This window comes from Gordonia sp. VNK1 (assembly GCF_040049135.1).
GTDB classification, from domain to species: Bacteria; Actinomycetota; Actinomycetes; order Mycobacteriales; family Mycobacteriaceae; genus Gordonia; species Gordonia oleivorans.
Window position 1 is genome coordinate 1 of sequence record NZ_JBDZDJ010000022.1, and the last position, 18,478, is coordinate 18,478.

Genomic DNA, 18,478 nt, shown 5'->3' on the forward strand with positions numbered 1-18,478 from the left:
CGCACACCGAACCCGAGGACATCCACGCCCAGTGGGATCAGGTCGCCGACACCCTTGAGGCGTCGTTTCCGAAGGTGGCGGCGATGATGCGTGATGCGAAGCCAGATGTGTTGGCGTTCACCGTGTTCCCGAAGGCGCACTGGCAGAAGATCTGGTCCAATAATCCGATCGAGCGTCTCAATAAGGAGATCAAGCGCAGAGCTGATGTCGTGGAGATCTTCCCCAACCCGGCCGCGTTCCTGCGGTTGGCCACAGCGGTGGTGATCGAGGCCCACGACGAATGGCAAGTCACCCGCCGCTACCTCTCCGATGTGTCCATGCTCGAACTCAAGAAGGTGATCACCGCCAAACGACACGCCACCGCAGCGCTGGACCAATCCCACCAAAGCGCTTAGCATTCACCATGACTCGTTGATCACTACGCGTGAGTCCACGCCGATCCAAGTCCACCACTCCACGGGGCACTATCGCCGACAACACCTTCCGAGCAATCACCTGCCGCTCTTGGCGTTGCAGGGAACGGGCCAGAGCGGTGGCCGCCTCGACGGGAAGGTGATCGATCATGGCCGCGTCGTCGGCGGTCATCGACAGTTGCGGTGCGGTAGTCGTGCGAATTGTGGTGTCGGCCATGGTGTTCACCCCCTGCTCGGTCGCTCCAACTGAACTGAGTCAAGTGTAGCGATGACCACCGACAAGTTTTGTCGGCGCGGAATCGGTTGGGGGTGAACGATGTCAGTTTGGGATGCGCTGTGTTCGGTTGGTGGTGGCCCGGTTTCGTCGTCGGGTTGCGGGGGTCTCGACACGGTCCTCCGCTATCGCTCCGGACCGGCTCGACCGGCGGAACAAGAGCCGGCTCGACGGGCGGAACAAGGACCGGCCCGACCGCCGGAATAAGGGCCGGCCCGACCGGCGGAACAAGAGCCGGCTCGACCAACGAGTGGGCGGGGCGACTCAGCGACCCCGACCGCGGGACTGCTGCTTGGCCCGCTCGTGCACCAGACGCAGACCTTCGAGGGTGAGGTGCGGGTGTTGCACAGTGAGAGTGCGGCATTCGTCGAACATCAGCGGAGCGAGGAAGCCGGTGGCCACCACGGCGACGTCGTCGCCGTCGAATCCCGGCACGGTGGATCGGACGCGCTCCACCAATCCGTCGATCTGGCCGGCGAAGCCGAACAGGATGCCCGACTGCAGTGCCTCGACGGTGTTCTTGCCGAGCACACTCCGCGGTGGCATCAGTTCGACCTTGCGGACCGTCACCGTGTGCTCACTCAACGCCTCGACGCCCAGGTTCACCCCGGGAGCGATGGCGCCGCCGAGGAACTCGCCCTTGACCGAGACGGCGTCGACGACGGTGGCGGTTCCGCAGGCCACGACGATCGCCGGTCCGCCGTAGATGTGGTGGGCGGCAAGGCAGTTGGCGACCCGATCGGTGCCGACCTCCTTGGGATTGTCCACCAGCAGTGGAACACCGGTCCGCACACCGGGTTCCAGGATCACGTTGTGCGGATTGTCGAAGTACCGGGCGACCATCACGCGCAGTTCCCGCAGCAGCGATGGCACGATCGACAGCGCCGACACACTGGTGACCTGCTCGATGTCCGCACCCAACAGACCCTTGATCAGCAACGCCAATTCGTCTGCGGTGCGGTCGGGTTCGGTGTGCAGGCGCCAATCGTTCACCAGCGTGGCGTGAGCACCGGTCCCGGCGAACACCCCGATGTGCGTATTGGTGTTGCCGACGTCAATGGTGAGAAGCATACGAGGCGAGAGTCGTCAGGCGTTGGCGTCGACGAGCACGTCGGCATGGCGCGGATCGCGCAGCCCCGAGCCCTCGGGTGCGCGAGCCGGATCGGTGCCCGACTCCAGCACACGATTCGCCTCGTCGACGAAGACGACGTGCGGAGCGTACTCGGCGATCTCGGCCTCGTTGAGGATGCCGTAGGCGATGATGATCACCAGGTCGCCGGGGTGCACGAGATGCGCTGCGGCACCATTGATGCCGATCACACCGGACCCACGCTCACCGGCGATCGCATAGGTCTCCAGGCGTGCGCCATTGGTGATGTCGACGATGGTGACCTGTTCTCCCTCGAGGAGATCGGCGGCATCGAGAAGGTCGGCGTCGATGGTGACCGAACCGACGTAGTGCAGGTCGGCCTGAGTGACGGTGGCGCGGTGGATCTTCGAGGTCATCATGGTGCGGAGCATGTGCGGGTCCTCTGTTCGGTACTTCAGTTCGGATCGGTACTTCAGTGCGGATCGGTGGGATGGCAGAAAGTCGGTGGTCTCATTCGGATCTGGCCTCGCGTTCCTCCAGGCTCAGGCCGATCGCGACGCCGACATTGTCGATGAGGCGGGCCGGGCCGAGCCGAGCCGCGACCAGCAATCGCCCGTGTCCCTTCGCCGGCGGATCTTCCAGAGACCGGCCCCGAAGGGCGAGATAGTCGAGTTCGATCTCCGGTACCGCAGCCAGAACCGATTGCGCCGCAGCGAGAATGGCGTCACCGCCGCCCGGTGCGGCGTGCGATCCGGCGGTCAACGCCGCCGACAGCGCGGTGGCCAGTGCCCGCTGCTCCTCGGAGAGATACCGGTTGCGGGAACTCAGGGCGAGCCCGTCGGGTTCACGGACGGTGGGAACCCCGACGATCTCGACGTCCATGTTGAGGTCGTCGACCATCTGCGAGATCAGCACCAGCTGCTGGTAATCCTTCTCACCGAAGTACGCGGCGTGTGGTGCCGCGATGTGCAGCAGCTTGTTCACCACGGTCAGCATTCCGGCGAAATGTCCTGGGCGCGAAGCACCGTCGAGGATGTCACCGGCCGGGCCGGGATGGATCATGGTGCGACGACCCTGCGGGTACATCCCGACCACGGTGGGGGCGAACACCAACTCGACGCCGAGCGGCTTCAGCAGGGCGAGGTCGGCGTCGAAGGTGCGCGGGTAGGCGTCGAGATCCTCACCCTCGCCGAACTGCAAGGGATTGACGAAGATCGAGACGATGACGATCGTGTTGCCGCGACTCTTCGCGGCCCGCACCAACTCCAGGTGGCCGGCGTGCAGGGCACCCATCGTCGGCACCAGCGCCACCCGCTTACCGGATCCGCGCAGCGCCTTGCTGACTCGCTGCAGGTCGACCGGATCACGGTGCACCGTCAGCGTTCCGGGTGTGTAGAGGTTCGCCTCGCCGGCGATCACATGACTGGTCATCGGGACTCCAGAACGTCGAAAACCGCAGGCGGCGCATCGGATTGGTGAGCGGCCCGACGCGCCAGCATGCGGTAGGACTCGGCAATCGAATCGGTCTCCGCTCCCCCGGGCAATGCGCGCAACGCGGCCAGATGGGCAGCCACCGCCGCTGCGTCACCGCGCGCCACCGGACCGGTCAGGGCACTGGGACCGAGGTCGAGCACGTTCTGCAGCGATGCGGTCACCAGTGGGCCGAGGATGCGTTCGGCCAGGCGGACCGGATCACCGTCCACCGTGGCGGTCGGATGTCCGACGCCGCCCGGCCCGGCGATGGCGTGATTGAGCGCCGTCACCGCATCCGAGATCAATGCGATCAGATGGTTGGCGCCGTGCGCGAGGGCCGCGTGATACAACGTGCGGTCGGCTTCGGCGATCCGCACCGGCTCACCACCCATCTCCAGGACGAGCGCCGACGCGATGGCCTCGCCGACCTCGTCGGCGGCGGTGATACCGAAGCATGCGCGGGCGAGGCGGGCGGTGTCGTCGTCGGTACCGACGAAGGTCATCGCGGGATGGATGGCCAACGGCATCGCACCCCGCCGGGTGAGTAGTTCCAGGATGCCGACACCCTGCGCACCGGCGGTGTGGGCGACCAGCGTGCCCGGACGCAAGCTGCCGGACGCGGCAATATCTGCGATCACCGATTTCAGCTGGGCGTCGGGGACGGCGACGAGGAGCAGTTCGGAACGGGCGAGGACACCGTCGAGGTCGAGGACCGCCGATTCCGGGAGACGTGCCGCCGCCCGACGACGTGACTGCGGGGAACGGGCCAGGACGGCACCGACGACGTGACCGGCACGTTCGAGTGCCGCACCGAGTGCGGTACCGACACGCCCGGAGCCGATGATGCCGACCGTCAGACGGGCCGGCGTGGGGAGATTGGCGATGCCGGGGAATCCCGACGCAGGATCTGCGGGGACACCGGAACGCGCCGCGTAGGCGTCATCATCCGATGAGGTCACCACTGTCCTCCAGGTCGTTCCAGTCCCGTGGGCTGCCGAGAGATTCCGCATCGATGTCGTCGCGGAACGCACCCGGCCGGGTACCAGACGTTGCAGAGCAAGGGTAGGCCGTCAGGTCGCCACGGATCCAATACGTGTGACCGGGCTCACCGAATCAGACGGCACCGATCAGTCGCGACGGCGACGGCATCGATCAGTCGCGACGGCGACGGCGACCCGACCCGCCCTCGGTCTCCCGCAACTGGCGCAGCAACTCCGACACCGGAAGTCCGTTGGAGTGTGCGTTGTCGAAGTCGTCGGCCGCGGCTTCGGCGGCCACCGGCTGCTCCGGCTCATCCTCCCGGCGACGACGACGCCCACCGGTGAACCCGGCTGCGGCACCGACCGTTTCATGCCGTCCACCACCGAGGAAGGGAACCGGACCACCGGTCGGCTGGGCCGGTGCGGTCGGCTCGGCCTGCGCGGCCTGCGTCGCCCACTCGTCGGTGGGCGTTTCGTCGACGTAGGCCGAGACCGGTGCGGCGGCGGGTGGCTCTTCGTCGGCCGACGGGGCCTCCCCGACCCCCGGGCCACCGGCCACACCACCGTCGTCGACGACGTCGGCGATCTCCGCGTCCGCCGCGTCGGCGGTCTCGACGTCGGTCACCTCGTCGGTTTCGGCGAGCACCGACGCGTACTCGGTCTCATACACCGACTCGTAGGGCGCCTCGGCCACGTAGGGACGCGACAGCGGATCGTCGGTGATGACCGGGATGACCTCGGTCATCTCGTTCGGATCGGCGGTGGGCCCGATGTGGCGACCGTCGGCGGCCGACGGTGCGGTCTGCGCGAAGTCGCGGGCGGCGAGAACCCCGTCGTCGTGGGCGTAGGCCTCGGGAGAGTCGTACTGACCGCCGTAGGGATGCGGATCGAGTCCGTGACCACCGAGGCCCGAGGCCAGCTCACGCAGCTTCTCGTTGGGCAACGCCACCTGATCGTCGGGCAGCGACTCGCCGAGCAGTCGCTCCAGGCTCGATCGCAGCGACACGACCTGCTCCTTGAGGGCCGCCAGCTCTGCACCCGATTCGGCCGCCACCTCGCGGCGGATCGTCGACTCGACGTCGAGCTCGTACTGCCGGCGCGCGGCGATCTCCCGCTCCAACTGCAGTTCGTAGACCAGGCGGAGGTCACGACTCTTGGCCTCAGCGGTCTCGGCCTGCTTGCGGAACCGGGTGACGAGGATCGCACCGATCACCGCGGCCCACAACGCCGCGATCACCGCGAGCGAGCCGGTGATCGAGAGGTTGTCGGTGAAGATCATCAGGATGCTGGCCGCGAGGGCAAGGACGATGAGCAGACCCAGCAGCCACTGGCCGACGGAGCGGCCCGTGCGCCGAGTGTCCGAGGAACGGCCGGAGGTGGTCGTCATATCAGTGCAACTTACCCGTTGATCTCTGTGTTATCTCCCAAGCCCGGCGGAGAGTCACGAATCGCGGGTTTGGTAGGGCGCAGCCCCGGGTACCCCGAGGTGCCGCAGATAGCGCGCCGGGTCGGCCAGGAAATCGCGGGTCATCCGCACCGGGAGGGCCTCGTCGTAGCCGACCACGTCGATCTCACCGTCGTCATCGATCTCGTAGATCCTGGCGCCGGGCAGCGCCAGCAGGATCGGCGAATGCGTGGCGATGATCAGCTGGGAACCGTCGGCGACCAGCTCGGCCATCAGCGCCACCACCGCCAGGCACCCCTGCGGGGACAACGCCGCCTCCGGCTCGTCCATCAGGTACAGCCCGCCGGGAAAGAAGCGGTGCCGCATCAGATCGACGAACGATTCACCGTGTGACCGCTCGTGCGGCGAGACCCCGCCCACCGTGTCGACGCCGATCTCCTCGGCCGCGGTCGCGACGTTGTAGAACGACTCCGCACGCAGGAAGAACCTGCTGCGTGGCGTCCGGCCGTCGGTGATCACCGTGACCGCCGACCCGAGCTCCGACTCGGTGGCCCGCGTGCTGAAGCGATGGTTCTGGCTACCGCCCTCGGCGTTGAGTCCGACCGCCACGGCAAGCGCCTCCACCAGCGTCGATTTACCACTACCGTTCTCCCCGACGAGAAACGTCGCACCCGCCGGAAACGAAATTCCACGCGGTTCGAGGATCCGCGAGATCACCGGAAGATCAAAGGGATACCCGTCGCGCAGTGCGTCGCGCGGCAGGTACATGCCACGCACGAAACGTCCCCCGCCCGTCGACATCGCCCGCTCAGGCCGCCCCGGGACTCGACCCGTTGATGGAATCCTCCGGATCGTCGGGCGCCCGGCAGCAGTACTCCAGCCACAACGCGGCAACCGTCAGCAGCACCCCACCGATGAGGCCGACCACCGCGGCGGGCCGATCGCGCTCGGCCGCGGCGATGTCATGCTGGGTCAGCAGGAACACCAGCACCCCGGCCCACAGACCGGTGGCGATGGCACCGAGGATCGCCGAGGCCTTCGCCAGCGCGAGGACGCGGGCCGCGGTGAGCGGATGCAGTTGTCCGCGAGCACGTCCCACGTCGCGACCCTCCACCCGCGCGCGCACGATGAACCCCACGACCACCTCGATGATCGCGAGGAGGTAGAGCACGATGCCGGTCAGTACCGGCAGCGGCGGCACGCTGGAGTAGTTGTAGCGGACCAGGATCCACGCGGTGACACCGACGATGAGGGCGACGACGACGAGGTCGAACGGCTTCGTCGGCCCCATCCGTTCTTTCTCGTCATCGCCGGGCGGCGGGGTGGGTACCGTCATCGCGGCACCGCCCCGACACGACGCACACCCTCGCGGTCGGCGGCCGGCAGCCGATCGACGAGATCGTCGACACGCTGCTCACCGCCATCTGTCCACAACGTCGCGTCGGGATCGATCTCGAGCCACGGCACGAGCACGAAGGCGCGCTGCGCGGCACGCGGATGCGGCAGGATCAGCGCCTCGTCGTCGCTGCGCACCACCCCCGCCGCATCACTGACGGTGATCACATCGACGTCGAGTGTCCTTGGGCCCCAACGCACGTCACGAGTCCGATGTGCACGCTGCTCGAGCTCGGCACCATTGCGCAGCCAGTCGGCGGCACTCCGCTCCCCCTCGACGATCAGCGTGATGTTGAGGAAATCGGCCTGCTCGACACCACCCCACGGTGCGGTGGCGTACACGTCGGACACCGCCACCACATCGGCGCCGAACCCGTCGACCACCGACCGCAGATTCGCCATCGGATCACCGACATTCGATCCGGCCGACAGGACCGCGCGGGTGCGGCTCATCGCTGCGACTTCCGGGAACGTCGGGTCACCACGGCGACGTCGTCGAAGGTCAGTGGGATCGGTGCGGACGGCTTGTGCACCACCACTTCCGCGGCGTGGATGCGTTCATCGCCCATGATGTCGTCGGCGATCTCGGCGCCGACGGTCTCGATCAGGTTCCGCGGGGTTCCGGCGACGACGTCGTGGGCACGTTGCGCCAACGCGCCGTAGTCGACGGTGTCGGCGAGATCGTCGGAAGCCGCGGCGATCCGCAACTCGAGCCACAGGGTGATGTCGATGATGAAGTCCTGGCCGTCGGACCGTTCATGGTCGAAGACGCCGTGATTTCCGCGCACCCGCAGTCCGCGCAACTCGATCCGATCTGCCATCAGTGCCCTCCCTCGATGCGCCCGGAGCCACCCTGTGCCCAGGCCGTCGCCACCGCGACGGCATCGCGACTGCTCGCCACGTCGTGCACCCGGACACCCCACGCACCGCCCGCCGCGGCCAGGGTGCTGACCGCGGCGGTCGCGATGTCACGCCCGGCCGGCGGCCGATCGGTCCCGCCGTCGGCGAGCAGGGTGCCGAGGAAACGTTTGCGCGACGCCCCGATGAGCACCGGGAAACCGAGTCCGACGAAGGTCGGCAAGGCATGCAGCAGAGCCCAATTGTGGGTGGCGGTCTTGGCGAAGCCGAGACCGGGATCGAGGATGACGCGATCGGGATCGACGCCGGCGCTCACCGCGGCATCGACCTGCCCGAGCAGTTCACGGCTCACCTCGGCCACCACGTCGTGGTAACCGCCGGTGTCGTCGACGCGATGCGTGAAACGGCGACCGGCGTCGGAATCCTCCCCGGCGGGGCGCCAATGCATCAGAATCCACGGCAGACCCGAATCGGCCAGAACCCGCGCCATGTCCGGGTCGGCACGACCACCGGAGACGTCGTTGACGATCGCGGCACCCGCCTCGATCGCGGCCGCCGCCACCGAAGCACGCATGGTGTCGACGGACACGGTGACGCCGCCGGCGGCGAGTGCCGAGATCACCGGTATGACCCGGGCGATCTCGATGTCGGAGTCGACGCGGATCGCGCCGGGCCGGGTCGATTCGCCGCCCACGTCGATGCAGTCGGCCCCGTCGTCGAGCAGGCGCCGCGCATGCGCGAGTGCGGCATCGACATCGAGGTACCGGCCACCGTCGGAGAAGGAATCGGCGGTGACGTTGATGATGCCCATGATCTGCGTGCGGGCATCGGGATCGCCGGTCAACGTGTGATGAGGTCGAGCGCTTCGCCGCGTGAGACCGCGCTGGTCTTGAACAGGCCACGGACCGCCGACGTGGTGGTGCGGGCACCGGGTTTGCGGATGCCGCGCATCGCCATGCACAGGTGCTCGGCCTCGATCACCACGATCGCGCCCCGTGGTTTCAGCCGGGCCACCAACGCGTCGGCGATCTGACTGGTCAGTCGCTCCTGCACCTGCGGCCGCTTGGCGTAGAGATCCACCAGCCGCGCCAACTTCGACAGGCCGGTCACCTCGCCGCTCTCACCCGGGATATAGCCGACGTGGGCGACCCCGTGGAACGACACCAGATGATGCTCACAGGTGGAGTACATCGGGATGTCCTTGACGAGCACCAACTCGTCGTGGTCCTCGTCGAAGGTCGTCGCGAGCACCGCCGACGGATCGGTGTACAACCCCGCGAACATCTCCCGATAGGCATTCGCCACACGAGTTGGCGTGCGCTGCAACCCTTCTCGGTCGGGATCCTCCCCGACCGCGATGAGCAGCTCGCGCACCGCCGCCTCCGCGCGCGCCTGATCGAAGTGACGTCCGGACATGACCGACGCCGGAGAATCCACGGAATCGTCACCGATCAGGGCAGCGACGTCCGGGTGGTGACCATTGCTGATCGTCATCGAGGTGACCCTTCAGGCGCCGTTGCCGTTCACACCATTGCCATGCTGACCGGTCCCATTCGGGCCGGGCCCATGCTGACCGTTCGCGCCGTTCGGGGCGGAGCCGCCGTTGACACCCGGCCCCTCCTCACGGGGCGGCCAGCCCGGCGCCGACCAGTCGCGCGGAGCGCCATAGTCGGGCCACGTGGCACCACCACCCGGCGGTGCGGCCGGCGGCGGCGGATAGCCACCCGGCTGCGACTGCTGCGGCGGGTAACCACCCTGCGGCGGATACGGATTCTGCTGCGGCGGATACGGATGCTGCTGCGCGGGCGGATACCCACCCGGAGCGGCCTGCGGCGGATACGCCGGTGCCGCACCCGCAGGCTGACCGAAACCGCCCGGCTGGCCACCGGCCGCACCGACCGGCTCCGGAACCTTCGCAGGCTCCGGCGGCGGCCACGGCTCACCGCGCTCGATGGCGAGCTCACCGGGAGTCTTCACCGGCGGCTTGTCACTCGGGGTGCGATCACCGAAATCGTTGAACGTCGTGATCCGCGGGCGCTTCTCGACCTGGCCGAAGATCTTCTCCAGATCCTTACGCGTCAACGTCTCCTTCTCGAGGAGTTCGCTGGCCAACACGTCAAGGGTGTCGCGATACTCCGACAGGATCGCCCACGCCTCGGTGTGCGCGGCCTCGATGAGACGACGCACCTCCTCGTCGATCTCATTCGCGACCTCGGCGGAGTAGTCGGTCTGATTGCCCATCGAACGACCCAGGAACGGATCGCCCTGCTCCTGGCCATACCGCACCGCACCCAGGCGGGCACTCATGCCGTACTCGGTGACCATCGCACGAGCGATCTTCGTCGCCTGATCGATATCCGACGACGCACCCGTCGTGGGCTCGTGGAAGACGAGTTCCTCGGCGGCACGACCACCCATCGCCATCACCAGCCGGGCGATCATCTCCGAGCGGGTCATCAGATCCTTGTCCTGCTCCGGCACCGCCAGGGCGTGACCACCGGTCCGACCACGCGCCAGGATCGTGACCTTGTAGATCGGATCGAGATCGGGCATCGCCCACGCGGCCAGGGTGTGACCACCCTCGTGGTAGGCGACGACCTTCTTCTCGTGCTCACTGATGATGCGGCTCTTACGACGCGGCCCACCGATCACCCGGTCGACGGCCTCCTCGAGCATCTCCGCGGTGATCGTCTGCTTGTTCTCACGCGCGGCCAGCAACGCGGCCTCGTTCACGACATTCGCCAGATCCGCACCCGACATACCCGGGGTGCGCTTGGCCAGACCGTCGAGATCGGCGTCGGCGTCGATCGGCTTGCCCTTGGCATGCACACGCAGAATCGCGCGACGACCCGCCATATCCGGATTGCCGACCGGGATCTGCCGGTCGAAACGGCCCGGACGCAACAACGCCGGATCCAGGATGTCGGGTCGGTTGGTGGCCGCGATCAGGATGATGCCCTGACGGTCACCGAAACCGTCCATCTCGACGAGCAACTGGTTGAGGGTCTGTTCGCGCTCGTCATGACCACCGCCGAGTCCCGCACCACGCTGGCGACCCACGGCGTCGATCTCGTCGACGAAGATGATGCACGGGCTGTTGTTCTTGGCCTGCTCGAACAGGTCACGCACACGCGAGGCACCGACACCGACGAACATCTCGACGAAATCCGAACCGGAGATCGTGAAGAACGGCACCCCGGCCTCACCGGCCACCGCCCGCGCCAGCAACGTCTTACCGGTACCGGGCGGGCCGTACAGCAACACGCCCTTCGGGATCTTCGCGCCCAACGCCTGGTAGCGCGCCGGATTCTGCAGGAAATCCTTGATCTCGTACAGCTCCTCGACGGCCTCGTCGGCACCCGCCACATCGGAGAACGTCGTCTTCGGCATGTCCTTGGTGAGCTGCTTGGCGCGCGATTTGCCGAAGCCCATCACGCCACCACGACCACCACCCTGCATGCGGCTCATCACGAAGAAGAACAAACCGAACAGCAAGATCATCGGCAGGATGAACAGCATGATCTGCCAGAACACCGACTGTTCGTTGACATTCGTCTGATACGGAGCGCCGGTGGCCTTGACGTCGTTGAAGATCTCTTCACTCGCCGCCGCCGGATACTTCGTGCTGATCTTGGTCAGCTCATCGTCACCGACCTTGACCGGCGTATCGGTCTCGATGCGGAGCTGCTGCTCACGATCATCGATCTGAATCGATTTGGTGTTCTTGACATTGAGCTGCGTCAACGCGACCGAGGTGTCCACGGCCGTGTACTCGCGATCATTGTCACGCCACACGCTCCAGCCCCAGAAGGCGAGCACGATGACCGCCACGATGGCGAGGTTACGAAAGACTGTCTTGCGGTTCATGCGAATTGGTGGAGGGCCGGCGGGCCGGTGGAGACGGCGCCGTTCCCAATCGTCCTTCCCATCGATTCGAGAGCGCGGCGAACAGACCAGCAACCGCGCTCGTTGTGATAAGGCTACCGGTCAACGATCACGCAGGTGAAACCGTTCCCTGCTTTTGGCGATCGCTCCGCGATCGCGCGTGTGTGCGCCCACCTGCACCGCTCTTCGTCGTCAGCGACGCCGCTCGCTTCGCTCGCTGGTCGCCTCCTCCTGCATCGCGGCGCGGCGCACACACGGGTCGGTGAGCAGGAAGCATGGGCCATCCCAGCGTCTGGCCCCCCGCCGGTCGAGGTGCGAGGAGCCCCCCGGGCGACGAGCCTCGAGACCACCCGCACCGACGCTGCAACCCCACCCCGCCCCCGCCGCACCCGCTGGCCCACCCCCGCCGGTCGATGTCGGTCGATGTGCGAGGAGCCCCCCGGGCCTTGCGTTGAGCTCCGTCGAAACGACGAGCCTCGAGACCACCCGCACCGACGCTGCAACCCCACCCCACACCCCGCCGTAGGGTCATCGTCGTGAATCCCGACGAGCGATACACCGCATCGGCCATCGTCATCTCCCGAAAGGCGTTCGACAAGGACGATCCGATCCGCATCATCGGTTCGCTGATCGACGTCACCTACCGATTGTCGGCAGCATTCATCGGGTCCGACCAGGTCAATCCCGCCATCGCGAGACACATTGCCGTCGGCTACTACGTCGGTCAGGTCCGCAACGGTGGACACGCGCAATTCCTGAGCAACGCCGCCGAACTCGACGACGACGTCATTGCCGATGCCCACGCGGGTCTCGTCGCCATCGGTCACACTGCCGCACTCGAAATCTGGGGCGACCTGATGACCGCGGACACGATCTCGTCACTGAAGTCACTCGACGACCGGCTCTACGCCATCGCCGACGACCTCGAGCGCGCCAACGTCGACCTCCTGTGCAACCGTCCCGAACTCCTCGTCCTCGACGATGCCGAGATCGACGACTACATCGCGGCCCGCAAACGGGCCACGGGTTACGACGCCAGGTCGGCGGCGATGAAGCGTGAGAATCCGTCGCCGGAGGCCGCCGCGATGTCACGATGCCGCGAGGTCGGAGTCGAATTCCAGGGAATCGAGAGCGAGCGCCCCATCACGATCGCGGGCGAATCGGGTGTCGAGTGCTTCTATCGCGTCGGCGGACGCCCCGACATCGGCGGCAGTCGCCGACTCGTCTGGTTCGAGAACGGTCGCGTCGAGCACAACTGAGTTCGGGGCAGTCTCGCTGAGGTGAGGTTCCAGCGTCGGTGCGGGCGGTCTCGAGGCTCGTCGCCCGCGGGGCTCCTCGCACCTCGACCGGCGGGAGCAAGGTGTGGGTGGTCTCGAGGCTCATCGTTTCGACGGAGCTCAACGCAAGGCCCGCGGGGCTCCTCGCACCTCGACCGGCGGGAGCAAGGTGTGGGTGGTCTCGAGGCTCGTCGTTTCGACGGAGCTCAACGCAAGGCCCTGGGGGCTACTCGCACCTCGACCAGCCGGAGTGAGGGTGCGGTCAGTGCTCGTACACGCTCGAGCGCAGCCGGCCGATGAACGGCAGGTCGCGGTACCGCTCGGCGTAATCGAGGCCGTAACCGACGACGAACTCGTTGGGGATGTCGAAGCCGACGTCGGCCACCGACACCGGTGAGCGCACCGCCTCCGGCTTCCGCAGCAGCGTGCACACCTCCAGCGACCGCGGGTTGCGCGTCGCGAGGTTCTTCATCAGCCACGACAACGTCAGGCCCGAGTCGATGATGTCCTCGACGATGAGGACGTCACGGCCCTCGATGTCGCGGTCGAGGTCCTTGAGGATGCGCACCACACCCGACGACGACGTCGACGACCCGTAGCTCGACACCGCCATGAACTCCATCTGCGATGGGATGGGTAGCGCGCGGGCGAAGTCGGTCATGAACATGATCGCGCCCTTGAGGACTCCGACGAGCACGAGATCCTGGTCGAGCTCGCGATACCGCGCGGCCACCGACTCGGCCAGCTCGGCGGTGCGCACCTTGATCTGCTCCTCGGTGATCAGCACCGCTTCGATGTCGTCGCCGTAGTGATGTTGGGTCTCGTTCGCCACGGACTCAAGCTTGACACGTCCACGAGGCGGCGCAGCACGCACGGGCAGAATTCGCCCGCCGTCGACATCGACCATCGGCCGGTGATCGGCCGACCTACCGCCATGAGTGCCCGACGTCGTACACCGTCGGTCGGCACCGGCGTCACGGTGCGATCACAACACGCCACATCAGTCACGGCAGCGTTTATTCGTTAATTCTCACGGTCGTAGATCAAATATCCACAGGAAATTCCGGGTCATTCCCAACATTCCGCCCCGAGCCACCGCACCATTTGATTGCCGAAAAAAATGAATAACGGGACCACAGAACAGAGCCCGGTCGACCACCGCCGGGCGGATTCGACTCCGGGGCACCGGACCCGACACCATCGAAATGACCCACCATGTCGACCACCGCACCACCTCGACCTTCCGCCGCGTCTTACCGACAAGCCCGACCGTTCGGGATCCGACTGCGTCACCTCACCATTGCCGTGCCGTATTGCCTTGCACTGCTATCTTTTTCGGTGATCGCTCCGGCCTGTGCCGCCCCACCGAGAATCGTCGGCCACACCGTGTCGTTCGACGACACCTCGGTGTCACTCACCCTGACCGACGGGACGTTCCGGCACCGCGGCACCTCCCTGTCGATCGACGCCGACGCGACGCCGACGTCGACGTCGAGGTGTTCCGGATGCCGCTGGTTTATCGTCTCGACGATCGCCGATTCCCGATCGGCGCGCATGTCACCGATACCGCTGCAACCCTCATGCCCACAAATGATCTTGCGCATTCCGTCGCCGTCGATCCGAAGCAGGTGGCACCATTTCGGGCCGCCGCATGCAATCGGCTCCCGGCCGGTCCGACTGCCAACTAGGAACGTGACGATGCGGCACTGGCACGGTTCAACCAGACGGTCAGTGCCCGGCATGACGATCTCGACTCTCGTCGGGACCGTCATCGGCGCCGTTGGTGGGCGGAATCGCAGGAGGACTGCTCGCCGGGTCGACCGTCTGCATCCTCGGCGGCGGTGGCAGCCTGGTGGTCGCCGACTTCCGGTACATCGAGACGATCAACTCGCCGTTCCGTCGCACCTCAGCGACGTGGACTCTCCTGCACGACGATGGCGTCACCGCACCTGGCCGCGCTGCGTCGTACATCCGCATCCCCACCGATGGCGACGCCACCCTGACCACGCCAATCGGTGATCAGCGCATCGATACCGACGATCACCCGGGACGTCGGCTCGGTGGCACCGGCGTCGTGCAGCCACAACCGGATCACCCGCCGACGAATCGCCGGCACGGTCGCGGCCAGTGATGCGATCAGTAGTTCCGGCGCCGGATCACCGGTGCGGACGGCCTCGCGGTACAGCGTGTCCGCAAAACCGTCGAGCGCATCGTTGTCCTCGCGCAGGGAACCGGCGGTGCGTGACAGCGCCTCCACCGCACCCCCGTGCAGCACGTCCTCGAGCAGCGGAATGACCTCGGACCGTAGACGCACGCGGGTGAACCTCGGGTCCCGGTTGTGCGGGTCGGAGTGCGGCGCCAATCCCCTTTCGGCGCAGGCCGCCAGGGTCTGGGCGCGGCGGATTCCGAGAAGAGGGCGGGCCCACGGCGCCGACCACGGGCGCATCCCGGCGATCGACCGGGCACCCGATCCGCGGGCCAGACCCAGCAGCACGGTCTCGGCCTGGTCATCCATGGTGTGTCCCAACAGGACGGGCAGCCCCTCCCGGGCATGCTCGAGCGCGTCGTAGCGGGCCGTACGGGCCGCGGCCTCCATCCCGCCGTCGTGCCCGACGCTGACCTCGATGACGTCGGCGCGGGCACCAAGCGCCGTCGCGGCGCGCGCGGCGGAGTCGGCGACGTGGGCCGATCCGCGTTGCAACCGATGGTCGACGATGAGCGCCCGCACGGCCAGGCCGCTGTCGAGGGCGGCGGCGGTCAGGGCGAGAGAGTCGGGGCCGCCGGACAATCCGACGCACACCTCGCGGGCACCGTCGAGGTGTGCGGCCGCGAAGTCCGCGACCGCACGTCTCAGAGCACCCGCGTGATCCACTTCGACGGCTCGTCGATCTCGTCTGGAAGCGGCATGGTCTCCGGCGAGGTCCAGATGGTGTTGAACCGCTCCATGCCGACCGTCGTCACCACCTCGTCGACGAAGGCCTTGCCCCGAATATATTGGGCCAGTTTGGCATCCATTCCGATGAGTGCACGGATGATGCGCTGCACCGGATTTCGCGGTCCGGTGCGGCGTTTGTCGAAGGCCGCCCGGATGGAGGCGACGGTGGGCACCTGTGCGGGCCCGACCGCATCCATCACATGGTCGGCGTGACCTTCGAGCAGGGTGCCGAGCATCAGCATCCGGTTGAACGCGTCGTACTGTTCGGGCGTCTGCAGCAGCTGCATCGCTCCGATGATCCCCTTCTCCCTGGGCTTTCCGCCCTTGAGTGCACCGGTGATCCGCGCGGCGACGTCGGCCACCGATTCCCCGGCATCGGAGGTCAGCACCTCGATGTTGTCCGACATATATTGGCGCAGCCAGGGGTTCGCGGAGAACTGGACCCGGTGGGTGACCTCGTGCAGACACACCCACAACCGGAAGTCGCTGGGGGACACCTTCAGTGACCGTTCCACCCCGACGATGTTGGGCAGCACCAGCATCAGCACGCCCGGATCGTCGGCGCCGGCCGGTCCCGGCGAGAACGGATCGTACTGGCCGAGGATCGCGGTGGACAGAAACGCGAGCAACCCCGATGCCTGCAGTCCGCCGATGCGGCCGGAAATGCCCGGCGACTCGTCGAGGGTCTCACCGTCGCCGGAGAGCATCGACCGCATCGACAGGGCCGCGGCGTCGATCCACTCGTCACGTTCGAGGACCCGCGCGGCCGGCACGGCCAGACCGTCGGCGAGTCCGGTGACCTCACGGACCGGACCCTCGGCGCGCGTGGCGGCGTCGGCGAGTTCGGCCCGCGCCGCGTCGCGTGTGTAGGTCGTCATCTTCGGTCCGGGTCGGGACAGTTTCTTGCCCACCCCCGCGGCCAGACCCCAGTCGATCTTGGCGCCGACCGGATCGAGCAACCCACTGCGGGCCGCGACCTCGTTCTCACTGCTCTGGCTCACCGACATCCGCACTCCCTCAAGTCGCCGGGGATGGCATCGAGTGCGGGCCGCGCATCGACCGGGGATGTTCCCCCCGACATCAACGCGAACGACAGCACCCGCCCATCGACGGTTTGAACTATCCCGGTCAACGAACTGACCCCGGTCAGTGTTCCGGTCTTGGCGCGCACCCATCCGGCGCCCGGATTGGTGCGCGGGTCGAAGCGGTCGGCCAGGGTTCCGGTCCCGGCGGCCACCGGCAGCCCGTCGAGCATCGGTCGCATCTTGATGTCCCGGTCCCGGGTGGTGCTCGACGCGTCGCCGTCCGACGCCGACGCGCCGGCCTCGGTGTCGCCGCTGGCCGCCGACATCACCTCGTCGAGCAGCGACGCGGGCACCTTGTTGCCGTAGGACAAGCCCGACGAATCGGTCAACGTCGCCCCGGAAACATCGAAACCGTTCTGCGACAAGGTCTTCAGCACGGCCTGCGCACCACCGGCCAGTGTCGCCGGCCCGCCCTGGGAGGTGGAGAGTTCGATGGACAATGCCTCGGCGAGTACGTTGTCGGAGAACCGGAGCATGTCGTTGACGCGGGTGACCAGCGGCGCCGACTGCACCGTCGCGATGGTCTGGGCACCGGCGGGTGCGCTCGCCTCGGTCACGTCGGTGGAGACGCCGAGCGCACTCGCCAGCGCCTTCCCGGCGGCGATGCCGGGTTGCTCCTCGCGCGGCGAATACTCGTCGAGCGGCTTGATCCGCGCGCCGTCGACCATCAGTGATTCCATCGGCGCGATGTCACCGCCGGCGATGTCGTCCCGAGACCAGGTGCGGTCCATGGTCGGGCCGGAATACGCGGACAGGTCCACCGCCACCGAGGTGACGTCGACGCCCGATTTGACGATCTGGTTGGCGAGGTCGGAGATCCGCGCCGGGTTGGTGTAGAAGGTGTCGGTACCGGGGGCCTGCGCGGTCAGCGTCGGATCGCCGGCGCCGCGCAGGATCACCTGTCCGTCGGGTCCGGCGAGCACGGTCGTGGTGACCCGTTGATCGTGCGGCAGGGCCAGCAGAGCGGCGGCCGCGGTGAGGACCTTCGCGTTCGAGGCCGGCGTCCGGGGCGTACTGGCACCTTCCGACCACAGCACGGCGCCGGTCAGCGAATCACTGATCTGCCCGGTCAACGTGCCCAGTTGAGGCGCCTTGACGGAGTCGGCGATCGCGGCGGTGACCCCCGCCGAGGTGGGTTCGGGCGCGGTGGCGGCGACCGGGTCGATCTGCGGGTCGGCCGCGATCGCCGCAGGTCGCGCCGGGATGCCGGCGGGCAGCGGATCGGGCTTGGTCAGCTGCAGGTAGGTGAATCCGGCGCCGACCGCAATCACCGCCACCAGCATGACCGAGAGCAGCGATCGAACGATCCAGCGGCGTCGTCGCGGTCCGCTCACGTCCGCCGCTGGAGTACTGTGCACCGCATGACCTCCGGGTCTCGACATTCTCTTGGTGGCGTCCTAACAGTATC

Annotated in this window: 19 protein-coding genes; 3 read left to right on the plus strand and 16 right to left on the minus strand. The window is 67.3% G+C overall.

Features of this window, described 5'->3' with window-relative positions; all coding sequences use genetic code 11:
* On the plus strand, positions 1–395 hold a 395-nt coding region (locus tag ABLE94_RS21120), incomplete at its 5' end, for a transposase (protein WP_348809754.1).
* Positions 396–951: 556 nt separating this feature from the next.
* On the opposite strand, the gene ABLE94_RS21125 is transcribed toward ABLE94_RS21120, so the two are convergent.
* From ABLE94_RS21125 to ftsH, 12 genes are all read right to left on the minus strand, one after another.
* Entirely contained in the window at positions 952–1,758 is an 807-nt protein-coding gene (locus ABLE94_RS21125) for a type III pantothenate kinase (RefSeq protein WP_348807615.1), read from the minus strand.
* A 15-nt stretch (positions 1,759–1,773) separates the two neighbouring features.
* Complete coding sequence (gene panD / locus ABLE94_RS21130; RefSeq protein WP_348807614.1) at positions 1,774–2,208, minus strand: aspartate 1-decarboxylase; 435 nt, start codon at positions 2,206–2,208, stop codon at positions 1,774–1,776.
* Positions 2,209–2,287: 79 nt separating this feature from the next.
* Positions 2,288–3,208, minus strand: a complete 921-nt coding sequence (gene panC / locus ABLE94_RS21135; RefSeq protein ID WP_348809755.1) for a pantoate--beta-alanine ligase — start codon at positions 3,206–3,208, stop codon at positions 2,288–2,290.
* Positions 3,205–4,209 carry a Rossmann-like and DUF2520 domain-containing protein gene (locus ABLE94_RS21140; RefSeq protein ID WP_348809756.1) on the minus strand — a complete coding sequence of 335 codons (1,005 nt, stop codon included), beginning with the start codon at positions 4,207–4,209 and terminating at the stop codon, positions 3,205–3,207. The genes panC and ABLE94_RS21140 overlap by 4 nt, the downstream gene beginning before the upstream one ends.
* A gap of 193 nt (positions 4,210–4,402) precedes the next feature.
* On the minus strand, positions 4,403–5,617 hold the full coding sequence (locus ABLE94_RS21145; protein WP_348809757.1) for a DUF6779 domain-containing protein: 1,215 nt from the start codon (positions 5,615–5,617) through the stop codon (positions 4,403–4,405).
* 54 nt (positions 5,618–5,671) lie between these two features.
* Positions 5,672–6,436, minus strand: coding sequence for an AAA family ATPase (locus ABLE94_RS21150; protein WP_348809758.1), 765 nt, complete (start codon positions 6,434–6,436; stop codon positions 5,672–5,674).
* A gap of 7 nt (positions 6,437–6,443) precedes the next feature.
* The gene (locus ABLE94_RS21155; RefSeq protein ID WP_348809759.1) at positions 6,444–6,971 is read right to left on the minus strand and encodes a DUF3180 domain-containing protein; all 528 of its coding nucleotides are present in this window, start codon (positions 6,969–6,971) and stop codon (positions 6,444–6,446) included.
* Positions 6,968–7,483: a 2-amino-4-hydroxy-6-hydroxymethyldihydropteridine diphosphokinase gene (gene folK / locus ABLE94_RS21160; RefSeq protein WP_348809760.1), complete on the minus strand. Its 516-nt coding sequence runs from the start codon at positions 7,481–7,483 to the stop codon at positions 6,968–6,970. Before folK ends, ABLE94_RS21155 begins: the two co-directional genes overlap by 4 nt.
* Positions 7,480–7,851 carry a dihydroneopterin aldolase gene (gene folB / locus ABLE94_RS21165; RefSeq protein WP_348807608.1) on the minus strand — a complete coding sequence of 124 codons (372 nt, stop codon included), beginning with the start codon at positions 7,849–7,851 and terminating at the stop codon, positions 7,480–7,482. The genes folK and folB overlap by 4 nt, the downstream gene beginning before the upstream one ends.
* Positions 7,851–8,699, minus strand: a complete 849-nt coding sequence (folP, locus tag ABLE94_RS21170) for a dihydropteroate synthase (protein WP_348809800.1) — start codon at positions 8,697–8,699, stop codon at positions 7,851–7,853. The genes folB and folP overlap by 1 nt, the downstream gene beginning before the upstream one ends.
* A 29-nt stretch (positions 8,700–8,728) precedes the next feature.
* Positions 8,729–9,304, minus strand: a complete 576-nt coding sequence (gene folE / locus ABLE94_RS21175) for a GTP cyclohydrolase I FolE (RefSeq protein ID WP_348807618.1) — start codon at positions 9,302–9,304, stop codon at positions 8,729–8,731.
* A 90-nt stretch (positions 9,305–9,394) separates the two neighbouring features.
* Entirely contained in the window at positions 9,395–11,755 is a 2,361-nt protein-coding gene (ftsH, locus tag ABLE94_RS21180) for an ATP-dependent zinc metalloprotease FtsH (protein ID WP_348809761.1), read from the minus strand.
* 554 nt (positions 11,756–12,309) lie between these two features.
* On the opposite strand from ftsH, the gene ABLE94_RS21185 reads away from it, so the two are divergent.
* A complete protein-coding gene (locus tag ABLE94_RS21185) occupies positions 12,310–13,032 on the plus strand; it encodes a DMP19 family protein (RefSeq protein ID WP_348809762.1) in 723 nt (240 codons plus the stop codon).
* A 280-nt stretch (positions 13,033–13,312) separates the two neighbouring features.
* Here ABLE94_RS21185 and hpt read toward each other — a convergent pair whose 3' ends face one another.
* Positions 13,313–13,882 (minus strand): hypoxanthine phosphoribosyltransferase, encoded by a 570-nt coding sequence (gene hpt / locus ABLE94_RS21190; protein ID WP_348807605.1) that lies wholly within the window; start codon positions 13,880–13,882, stop codon positions 13,313–13,315.
* A gap of 673 nt (positions 13,883–14,555) precedes the next feature.
* On the opposite strand from hpt, the gene ABLE94_RS26540 reads away from it, so the two are divergent.
* The gene (locus tag ABLE94_RS26540) at positions 14,556–14,738 is read left to right on the plus strand and encodes a hypothetical protein (RefSeq protein ID WP_484494648.1); all 183 of its coding nucleotides are present in this window, start codon (positions 14,556–14,558) and stop codon (positions 14,736–14,738) included.
* Between the two features lie 218 nt (positions 14,739–14,956).
* On the opposite strand, the gene tilS is transcribed toward ABLE94_RS26540, so the two are convergent.
* Genes tilS through dacB form a run of 3 tightly spaced genes read right to left on the minus strand, consistent with a single transcriptional unit; the run spans position 14,957 to position 18,353 of the window.
* On the minus strand, positions 14,957–15,922 hold the full coding sequence (gene tilS / locus ABLE94_RS21200; RefSeq protein ID WP_348809763.1) for a tRNA lysidine(34) synthetase TilS: 966 nt from the start codon (positions 15,920–15,922) through the stop codon (positions 14,957–14,959).
* On the minus strand, positions 15,901–16,992 hold the full coding sequence (locus tag ABLE94_RS21205) for a zinc-dependent metalloprotease (protein ID WP_348807602.1): 1,092 nt from the start codon (positions 16,990–16,992) through the stop codon (positions 15,901–15,903). Before ABLE94_RS21205 ends, tilS begins: the two co-directional genes overlap by 22 nt.
* Positions 16,983–18,353, minus strand: a complete 1,371-nt coding sequence (gene dacB / locus ABLE94_RS21210; RefSeq protein ID WP_348807617.1) for a D-alanyl-D-alanine carboxypeptidase/D-alanyl-D-alanine endopeptidase — start codon at positions 18,351–18,353, stop codon at positions 16,983–16,985. The genes ABLE94_RS21205 and dacB overlap by 10 nt, the downstream gene beginning before the upstream one ends.
* Positions 18,354–18,478 lie beyond the last annotated feature (125 nt).